This window comes from Streptomyces sp. NPDC060209, assembly GCF_042728155.1.
In the GTDB taxonomy this organism is placed as follows: domain Bacteria; phylum Actinomycetota; class Actinomycetes; order Streptomycetales; family Streptomycetaceae; genus Streptomyces.
Map to the genome: position 1 here is coordinate 22860 of NZ_JBHWZS010000070.1, position 10066 is coordinate 32925.

8 protein-coding genes are annotated in these 10066 nt (G+C 68.8%); all 8 read left to right on the forward strand.

What is annotated here, in order from left to right; all coding sequences use genetic code 11:
• Nucleotides 1-200 precede the first annotated feature (200 nt).
• The 8 genes from ACFWFI_RS16105 to ACFWFI_RS16140 all read left to right on the forward strand — a co-directional run bounded on the left by ACFWFI_RS16105 (nucleotide 201) and on the right by ACFWFI_RS16140 (nucleotide 9938).
• On the forward strand, nucleotides 201-1715 hold the full coding sequence (locus tag ACFWFI_RS16105; RefSeq protein ID WP_387389993.1) for a gamma-aminobutyraldehyde dehydrogenase: 1515 nt from the start codon (nucleotides 201-203) through the stop codon (nucleotides 1713-1715).
• Nucleotides 1716-1763: 48 nt separating this feature from the next.
• A complete protein-coding gene (locus ACFWFI_RS16110) occupies nucleotides 1764-3014 on the forward strand; it encodes a polyamine ABC transporter substrate-binding protein (RefSeq protein ID WP_387389995.1) in 1251 nt (416 codons plus the stop codon).
• Between the two features lie 50 nt (nucleotides 3015-3064).
• Nucleotides 3065-4225 carry an ABC transporter ATP-binding protein gene (locus tag ACFWFI_RS16115; protein WP_387389998.1) on the forward strand — a complete coding sequence of 387 codons (1161 nt, stop codon included), beginning with the start codon at nucleotides 3065-3067 and terminating at the stop codon, nucleotides 4223-4225.
• A complete protein-coding gene (locus tag ACFWFI_RS16120) occupies nucleotides 4222-5145 on the forward strand; it encodes an ABC transporter permease (protein WP_387390001.1) in 924 nt (307 codons plus the stop codon). Before ACFWFI_RS16115 ends, ACFWFI_RS16120 begins: the two co-directional genes overlap by 4 nt.
• The gene (locus tag ACFWFI_RS16125; RefSeq protein WP_387390004.1) at nucleotides 5145-5948 is read left to right on the forward strand and encodes an ABC transporter permease; all 804 of its coding nucleotides are present in this window, start codon (nucleotides 5145-5147) and stop codon (nucleotides 5946-5948) included. The genes ACFWFI_RS16120 and ACFWFI_RS16125 overlap by 1 nt, the downstream gene beginning before the upstream one ends.
• Nucleotides 5949-5972: 24 nt before the next feature.
• A complete protein-coding gene (locus ACFWFI_RS16130) occupies nucleotides 5973-7388 on the forward strand; it encodes an NAD(P)/FAD-dependent oxidoreductase (protein ID WP_387390006.1) in 1416 nt (471 codons plus the stop codon).
• A 164-nt stretch (nucleotides 7389-7552) separates the two neighbouring features.
• Nucleotides 7553-8014, forward strand: coding sequence for a hypothetical protein (locus ACFWFI_RS16135; RefSeq protein WP_387390008.1), 462 nt, complete (start codon nucleotides 7553-7555; stop codon nucleotides 8012-8014).
• Between the two features lie 85 nt (nucleotides 8015-8099).
• Nucleotides 8100-9938, forward strand: coding sequence for a chitinase (locus ACFWFI_RS16140; protein WP_387390011.1), 1839 nt, complete (start codon nucleotides 8100-8102; stop codon nucleotides 9936-9938).
• Nucleotides 9939-10066 lie beyond the last annotated feature (128 nt).

Below are 10066 nucleotides of genomic sequence, written 5' to 3' on the forward strand. Positions count from 1 at the left end.
CAGCCGAGTCTGGCATCCGCCACTGACACCCAGTACAGGGTTTTCCGCACGCACGAGACACATCGTCGACAGATTCCGTTGCGTAACCAAAAGGAAACAACGGAATCACTTGTTGGTAGAGGTGCGCTCTGTCAGGATCGGCACTCAATTCGACAAGAAGCTACGCCGCCCCTGGTAACGGGGCAGCGGAGGAGAACGTCATGGGCAACGGTTTCCACGTGCAGGACCGCTTCGCCGGGGGTGCGCAGTACATCGGTGGACGGCTGCGCCCCGGCACATCGGGACGCCACCAGGACGTGGTCGACCCGGCCACGGGCGGAACGGTCCTCCGCTACGAACTGGCGGGCACCGACGACGTCGACGCCGCCGTGGCAGCAGCCCGCGAGGCGTTCCCCGGCTGGTCGGGACGCACACCCGCCGAGCGGTCGGAGGCGCTGCACCGCTTCGCCGCCGTACTCGCCGGCCGGGCCGAGGACCTCGCGTACGCCGAATCCCTGCAGTGCGGCAAGCCCGTCAAGCTCTCCACCGAATTCGACGTGCCCGGCACGGTCGACAACGCCTCGTTCTTCGCCGGCGCCGCCCGCCACCTCGAAGGGAAGTCGGCCGCCGAGTACAGCGCCGACCACACCTCCTACGTACGCCGTGAGGCCCTCGGGGTCATCGGCTCGATCGCACCCTGGAACTACCCGCTCCAGATGGCGGCCTGGAAGATCCTCCCGGCCGTCGCCGCGGGCAACACCATCGTGCTGAAGCCCGCCGAGATCACGCCGCTGACCTCCCTGATGTTCGCGCAGGCGGCCACGGGGGCCGGCATCCCCGACGGTGTGATCAACATCGTCTCCGGCGCCGGTCAGGACGCCGGCGAGCACCTCGTGAGCCACCCCGACGTCGTGATGACCTCCTTCACCGGATCCACCGCCGTCGGCAAGCGGGTCGCCGCGCTCGCCACCTCCACCGTCAAGCGCCTGCACCTGGAACTCGGCGGCAAGGCGCCCTTCCTCGTGTTCGACGACGCGGATCTCGACGCCGCGGTCCACGGAGCGGTCGCCGGGGCCCTCATCAACACCGGCCAGGACTGCACGGCCGCCACCCGCGCCTACGTCCAGCGCCCCCTGTACGACGCCTTCGTGAGCGGGGTCGCCGCGTTGATGGAGAGTGTGCGGCTCGGTGACCCCTTCGACCCGTCGACCGACCTGGGACCGCTGATCAGCCATCAGCAGCGCGACCGTGTAGCCGGATTCGTCGAGCGCGCCCGCTCCTACGCCACGGTCGTCACCGGCGGTGAGGCTCCTGGGGGTGAACTCGCCGACGGTGCCTACTACCGGCCGACCCTGATCACGGGGGCCGCCCAGGACAGCGAGATCGTCGGTTCGGAGATCTTCGGCCCCGTCCTGGTCGTGCTGCCCTTCGACACCGACGACGAGGGAATCCGCCTCGCCAACGACACCCCCTACGGACTCGCCGCCTCCGCCTGGAGCACCGGTCTGTACCGGGCCAACCGCGCGACCCGTGAGATCCGGGCGGGCTGCGTGTGGATCAACGACCACATCCCGATCATCAGCGAGATGCCGCACGGCGGATACAAGGCCAGCGGCTTCGGCAAGGACATGTCGTCGTACTCCTTCGAGGAGTACACGCAGGTCAAGCACGTCATGTACGACAACACCGCGGTGGCCAGGAAGGACTGGCACCGCACCGTCTTCGGGGACCGATAGCAGCGGTCGCCGGCCGGCGGCCCCACCCACCCGGAAGGGCACACGCGTATGGAGCAGTACGAGCCCGAACGCCTCTCCGCGCCACAGCTGGCCGCCATGAGGCGCAGCCTCAGGGACGGCAGGGGCGCCCTCACCCGCCGTTCCCTCCTGCGGGCGTCGGGCATGGGAGCCCTCGCCCTCGGCGGCCTCGGGGCGCTGAGCGCGTGCGGCATCCCGCCCGCCAAGCGGGAAGGGGACGCTGCGGCGGCCTCCGACGACCACTCGGCAGCGGAGAAGCAGATCAACTTCTCCAACTGGACCGAGTACATGGACGTCAGCGAGGACGAGAAGAGCCGGCCGACCCTGGACGCGTTCACGAAACGCACCGGGATCAAGGTCAAGTACACCGAGGACATCAACGACAACGTCGAGTTCTTCGGGAAGATCAAGCCGCAGCTCGCCGCCGGCCAGGACACCGGACGCGACCTCGTCATCGTCACGGACTGGCTCGCCGCCCGTATCATCCGGCTCGGCTGGGCGCAGAAGCTCGACCACGCGAACCTGCCGCACGCCTTCGCGAACCTGTCGGCCCAGTTCCGTACGCCCGACTGGGACCCGGGACGCGCCTACTCCTATCCGTGGACCGGCATACCGACCGTCATCGCCTACAACGAGAAGGCGACCGGCGGCCGGAAGGTCGACTCCATAACCCAGCTCCTCGACGACCCGAAGCTCAAGGGCAAGGTCTCGTTCCTCTCCGAGATGCGCGACTCGGTCGGCATGACGCTCCTCGACATGGGCAAGGACCCGGGATCGTTCACCGACGCCGACTACGACGCCGCCATCGGCCGGATACAGAAGGGCGTCGACACCAAGCAGATACGCCGCTTCACCGGCAACGACTACACCGCGGACCTGAGCAAGGGCGACATCGCGGCCTGTGTGGCCTGGGCGGGCGACATCATCCAGCTCCAGGCCGACAACCCGGCGATCAAGTTCTCGATCCCGTCCGCCGGCTACATCACCTCGAGCGACAACATGCTGGTCCCGGCGAAGGCGCGGCACAAGACCAACGCCGAGAAGCTCATGGACTACTACTACGAGCTCCCCGTCGCCGCACAGCTCGCCGCCTACATCAACTACGTCTGCCCGGTGGACGGCGTCGCCGGTGAGCTCGCGAAGATCGACGAGTCGATGGCGTCCAACACGCTGATCCTCCCCGACAAGGCGATGGCCGCGAAGTCACGGTCCTTCCGCTCCCTCAGCTCCGAGGAAGAGACGGCGTACGAGGAGAAGTTCGCCAAGCTCATCGGGGCCTGACCGGCCCGTCCCCCTCCCGATCTCCCCCGACACCACTGGGACCGCGACCCATGACACAGCAGCAGACAGAGGGCGGCGACGTCCGTCTCACCGGGATCAGCAAGACCTACGGCTCCTTCACCGCAGTGCACCCCCTCGACCTGACCGTCCCGCAGGGTTCCTTCTTCGCGCTGCTCGGCGCGTCCGGCTGCGGCAAGACCACCACCCTGCGCATGATCGCGGGCCTGGAGGAGGCCACCACCGGCACGGTCTCGCTCGGCGGGCGCGACATCACTGGCCTGCCCCCTTACAAGCGGCCCGTCAACACCGTCTTCCAGAGCTACGCGCTCTTCCCGCACCTCGACGTCAGCGAGAACATCGCCTTCGGGCTGCGCCGCCGCGGCATCAAGTCCGTCAAGAAGCAGGTCGGCGAGATGCTGGACCTCGTCCAGCTCGGTGACTTCGCCCGACGCAAGCCGCACCAGCTCTCCGGCGGCCAGCAGCAGCGCGTCGCCGTCGCCCGCGCGCTCATCAACCACCCCCAGGTCCTCCTCCTCGACGAACCGTTGGGCGCCCTCGACCTCAAGCTGCGCCGCCAGATGCAGCTCGAACTCAAGCGGATCCAGACCGAGGTCGGCATCACGTTCATCCACGTCACCCACGACCAGGAGGAGGCCATGACCATGGCCGACACCGTCGCGGTGATGAACGGCGGCAGGGTCGAGCAGCTCGGAGCCCCCGCCGATCTGTACGAGAACCCCAGGACCACCTTCGTGGCGAACTTCCTCGGCACCTCCAACCTCATCGAGGGGGAGATCGTGTCCACGGGGGCGGACGTCGTCGTCGCGGCCGGCGGCGGGAAGCTCAGGCTGCCCGGCGGGCGGTGCTCGTCCCCCGCGCAGAGCGGGGGGAAGGTGCTCGTGGGCGTCCGCCCCGAGAAGATCTCCCTGACCCACACCGACGACGCGGCCGGGATACCCGACGGCCGCAACCGGGTCACCGGCCGCATCACCGACTCCAGCTTCATCGGCGTCTCCACGCAGTACGTCGTCGAGAGCCCGGCCGGCACGGCGCTCCAGGTCTACGAGCAGAACATCGAGCGCGACCGCCGGCTCGTACCCGGCGCCGATGTCGTCCTGCACTGGAATCCCGAGCACACCTTCGGACTCGACGCGGCCCAGTCCATCAACGCGGGCGCCGCCGGCGCGGAAGGCATGGAGGAGGCGGCGTGAGCGTCACGAAGGCGCCACCGGCGCACCCCGTGGAAGCCGAGGTCCGCAAGCCGTCCACCCGCAGGCGGCTCGTCCCCTACTGGCTGCTGCTCCCCGGCATCCTGTGGCTGCTCGTCTTCTTCGCGCTGCCGATGGTCTACCAGGCGTCGACCTCCGTACAGACCGGATCCCTGGAGAAGGGCTTCGAGGTCACCTGGCACTTCCGGACCTACTGGGACGCCCTCGCCGACTACTACCCGCAGTTCATCAGGTCCCTCCTGTACGCGGGCACCGCCACGATCCTGTGCCTGCTGCTCGGCTACCCGCTCGCATATCTGATCGCCTTCAAGGCGGGCCGCTGGCGCAACCTGGTGCTCGTGCTGGTCGTCGCCCCGTTCTTCACCAGCTTCCTCATCCGGACGCTGGCCTGGAAGACGATCCTCGCGGACGGCGGCGCGGTCGTCGACGTGCTGAACACCCTGCACGTCCTGGACGTCACCGCCTGGCTCGGCTGGACCGAGAACAACCGCGTCCTGGCCACCCCCATGGCCGTCGTCTGCGGACTGACGTACAACTTCCTGCCGTTCATGATCCTGCCGCTCTACACCTCGCTGGAGCGCATCGACGGCCGGCTGCACGAGGCCGCGGGCGATCTGTACGCCACCCCCGCCACCACCTTCCGCAAGGTGACGCTGCCGCTGTCCATGCCGGGGGTCGTCTCCGGCACGCTGCTGACCTTCATCCCGGCCAGCGGCGACTACGTCAACGCGGAACTCCTCGGCTCCACCGACACCAAGATGGTCGGCAGCGTCATCCAGACCCAGTTCCTGAGGGTCCTGGACTACCCGACGGCGGCCGCGCTCTCGTTCATCCTCATGGCGGTCGTCCTGCTCGTGGTCACCGTCTACATCCGCCGCTCCGGTACGGAGGACCTGGTCTGATGCCCGTACTCCGTCTGCTCCGCCGGAACCTGGTCGTGATCGCGGGTCTGCTGACCCTCGCCTACATGATCCTTCCGAACATCGTCGTCATGGTCTTCTCCTTCAACAGGCCGAACGGGCGCTTCAACTACGCCTGGCAGGAGTTCTCCCTGGACGCCTGGAAGGACCCCTGCGGCGTCGCCGACCTCTGTGGTTCGCTGTCGCTCTCGCTGCGGATCGCCGTCTGGGCGACGGTCGGCGCGACCGTGCTCGGCACGATGATCGCCTTCGCACTGGTCCGCTACCGCTTCCGGGCCCGAGGCGCGATCAACTCGCTGATCTTCCTGCCGATGGCGATGCCCGAGGTCGTCATGGCGGCCTCGCTGCTCACGCTCTTCCTCAACATGGGGGCCGAACTCGGCTTCTGGACCGTGCTGATCGCGCACATCATGTTCTGTCTCAGCTTCGTGGTGACAGCCGTCAAGGCACGTGTGATGTCTATGGACCCGAGGCTGGAGGAGGCCGCCCGCGACCTGTACGCGGGCCCCGTGCAGACGTTCGTCCGGGTGACCCTCCCGATCGCCGCCCCGGGAATCGCCGCGGGAGCGCTGCTCGCTTTCGCGCTCTCCTTCGACGATTTCATCATCACCAATTTCAACGCGGGCTCCACGGTGACGTTCCCCATGTTCGTCTGGGGATCGGCGCAGCGTGGAACACCTGTGCAGATCAACGTCATCGGCACGGCCATGTTCGTCATCGCCGTGGCGGTGGTTCTCGCCGGACAGCTCATCGCGAACCGGCGGAAGAGCAACGCGGGAAAGTGAACCCGCCCGAAGGAGTTGGAAACCATGGCCCCGGATGCCATGCGTAATGCCGCACACTCACTCTCAGACGCGCGCCCCCTGTCGTACTGGCTCGACGACCCCGGAAAGCCCGGGGCCCGTCCCGCTCTGACCGGCGACGAGCGGTGCGATCTCCTGGTCGTCGGAGGCGGTTACAGCGGACTGTGGACCGCGCTGATCGCCAAGGAGCGGGACCCCGGACGCGATGTCGTCCTCATCGAGGGCGACGAGGTGGGCTGGGCCGCTTCGGGCCGTAACGGCGGATTCTGCGCGGCCTCGCTGACCCATGGCCTGGCCAACGGTCTGGAGCGCTGGCCGGACGAGATCGGGAAGCTGGAGGCGCTGGGCGCGCGGAACCTCGACGCCATCGAGGCGGCCGTCGCCCGCTACTCCATCGGCTGCGACTTCGAACGCACCGGCGAGATCGACGTGGCGACGCAGCCCCACCAGCTCGACGAGCTGCGTGAATGGCATCGCAGGACCGAGGAGCTCGGCCTCGGAGGAATGGAGTTCCTCGACCGGGACCAGGTGCGCGCAGAAGTCGACTCACCGACATTCCTGGGCGGCCTGCTGGACCGGCGCGGCGTCGCCATGCTGCATCCGGCGAAGCTCGCCTGGGGTCTGAAAGAGGCATGCCTCGGCCTCGGCGTACGGATCCACGAGCACACCCGCGGCCTCGAACTCGTCCGGTCGGGCGCCGGTACGGCCGTGCGCACCCCTTACGGCAGGGTGTTCGCCCGCCATGTCGCTCTCGGCACAAACATCTTCCCGTCGCTGGTGAAGAGGGTGCGCCCGTACACGGTCCCGGTGTACGACTACGCGCTGATGACGGAGCCCCTCGGTGCGGATCAGCTCGCCTCGGTCGGCTGGCACAACCGTCAGGGACTGGGGGACAGCGCCAATCAGTTCCACTATTTCCGGCTCTCCTCGGACAACCGGATCCTGTGGGGCGGATATGACGCCGTCTATCCGTACGGCGGCCGGCTGGATTCCGCGCTGGACCAGCGTCCGGAGACCTTCCTGAAACTCGCCGGGCAGTTCTTCGAGTGCTTTCCCCAGCTGTCGGGTGTGCGTTTCAGTCATGCCTGGGGCGGTGCGATCGACACGTGTTCCCGCTTCTCCGCGTTCTTCGGTACGGCCCATCGGGGGCGGGTCGCGTATGCCGCCGGATACACCGGACTGGGCGTAGGGGCCACGCGCTTCGGGGCCGAGGTCATGCTCGATCTGCTGTCGGGCCGGGAGACCGTGCGGACCGGTCTGCGGATGGTCCGGTCCAGGCCGATGCCCTTCCCTCCCGAGCCGTTCGCCTGGGCCGGGATCGAGCTCACCAAGAGGTCCCTCGCGCGGGCGGACAGCCATGACGGCCACCGCAACCTGTGGCTGCGGACCATGGACCGGCTGGGGCTGGGTTTCGACAGCTGAGGCCGGGCGGGCCGGCCGATGCGCCGCTCGGACCGTCGGGTCCGGGTGACCCAGCTCACTACCGATCGGTAGCCGAACCCGCGTCATGATCCGGCTCGAGCCCCCTCTCTTCCCTGAACGCACCGGCATCAGCTGCCGGTGCCCACGGGAAGGGAAGGTGGCTCATGGGCCGCACGGGGGCAAAGGCCGCGGTCGCATGGCTCGCGTCGGTGGCACCGGATCCGGGCGCCTGCCGGAGGGAGTGGGAGCGCAACCCCCAGGGGATGGCGCTCCTTCCCGCCGGCAAGCGCTGGGACGTGCTGATCGTTCCGGGGGAGCTGGGCTATCCGACGCTCGACGTGCTCACCCGGCTCCTCGACCGGCCGGGACCCGTCCTCGCGGACTTCGGTGACTCCCAAATGGGTTTCTTCGTGCCCCCGGGGACGGCGGCCCGCTGGATCGGGACAGGCATCCGGGGGGTGGGCGGAGGGACGTGGATCGTCGTCCCCCGGCCGGGCAGCACCGTGGGCGGGGTGCGGTGGCTGATCCCGCCCGACGGCGCGGGCACCCTCACCGACGCGAGCCTCCTGGAGCTCGCCCTGCACGAGGCCGCGGCGGCCCGGGGCGCGAGAGGCGGCGGGGTGTGAGGCGCCGCCAGAGGTCTTGACAACCTGATTGGTCTGGACCATGTTGTGCGCGGACCGCTCAATCACCCGCCGCACGGAGGCAGTTGTGGAACGCACCGGATCCCGCACCGGACCACCCGTCCGCTTCTCCGGACTTCTGGCCGTCCTCTCGGCCGCTCTGCTCGCCGCCGGCGCTCTGGCCGCCACGGCGCCGGCCGCCGGTGCGGCAGACGCCGATCTGGCGCGCAACGGCGGATTCGAGGCGGGGCTGGACGGCTGGAGCTGCACCGGCGGCAGCGGCACGGCCGTCAGTACGCCCGTGCACAGCGGGACCTCGGCCCTGAAGGCGACACCGGCGGGTAGCGACAACGCCCGGTGCTCCCAGACGGTGACGGTGAAGCCCGACTCCTCCTACACGCTCGGCGCGTGGGTGCAGGGCAGCTACGTCTACCTCGGGGCATCCGGCACCGGCACCACCGACGTCTCCACCTGGACCCAGTCGGCCGGTGCGTACCAGCAGCTCACCACCACCTTCAGAACCGGTCCCGCGACCACGTCGGTGACGGTCTACACCCACGGCTGGTACGGCACCCCCGCCTACTACGCCGACGACCTCACCCTGACCGGCCCCGGCGGCGACCCGGTCGCCGTGCCCGCCACCCCCACCGGACTGCGGGCCGGCACCGCCACCGCCTCGGCCGTCCCGCTGTCCTGGACCGCGTCCGCCGGCGCCACCGGCTACCGCGTCTACCGCGGCGGCACGAAGGTCCTCGACACCACCGGCACCTCGGCGACCGTGACGGGGCTGGCCGCGTCGTCCGCGTACAGCTTCCAGGTCACGGCGGTCAACGCCGCCGGTGAGTCGGCGAAGTCGGCGGCCGTGAGTGTCACCACGGGCACGGGCGGAGGGGGAGGCAGTGACGGAGGCCTCCCGGCCCGCGCCCTCGTCGGCTACCTGCACTCCAGCTTCGCCAACGGCTCCGGCTACACGCGGATGGCCGATGTGCCCGACTCGTGGGACGTCATCAACCTCGCCTTCGGCGAGCCGACGTCCGTCACCTCGGGGGACATCCGCTTCTCTCTCTGCCCCGCCGCCGAATGCCCGAACGTGGAGAGCGAAGCCGAGTTCAAGGCCGCCATCAAGGCCAAGCAGGCAGCCGGCAAGAAGGTGCTGATCTCGATCGGCGGCCAGAACGGTCAGGTGCAGCTCGCCTCGACCGCGGCCCGCGACACCTTCGTCACCTCCGTCAGCAAGATCATCGACACCTACGGACTCGACGGCCTGGACATCGACTTCGAGGGTCACTCGCTCTCACTCGCGACGGGTGACACCGACTTCCGCAGCCCGACGACCCCCGTCATCGTCAACCTGATCTCCGCGGTGAAGTCCCTCAAGGCCAAGTACGGCGACGACTTCGTCCTCACCATGGCCCCCGAGACCTTCTTCGTGCAGCTCGGCTACCAGTACTACGGCTCGGGCCCCTGGGGTGGCCAGGACCCGCGCGCCGGCGCCTACCTGCCGGTCATCCACGCACTGCGCGACGACCTCACCCTGCTGCACGTCCAGGACTACAACTCCGGCTCGATCATGGGCCTGGACAACCAGTACCACTCCATGGGCGGTGCCGACTTCCACATCGCCATGACCGACATGCTGCTCACCGGCTTCCCCGTCGCGGGCGACCAGGCCAAGGTCTTCCCCGCGCTGCGTCCGGAACAGGTCGCCTTCGGCCTTCCGGCGTCCACCCAGGCGGGCAACGGCCACACCTCGCCCGCCGAGGTCACCAAGGCGCTGAACTGCCTGACGAAGAAGACCGACTGCGGTTCCTACCAGACGCACGGCACCTGGTCCGGCCTGCGCGGGCTGATGACCTGGTCCATCAACTGGGACCGCTTCAACAACTGGGAGTTCTCGAAGAACTTCGACGCCTACTTCGGGAGCTGACCGCTTCTCGTACCCGCCCGGAGTGCGAGCAGCAGCACCCCGCTGAGGCACCAGCCGGCCACCACGTCCAGCGGCCAGTGGTAGCCGCGCAGCAACAGACCGACGCTCGTCGCCGCCGTCAGCAGGAC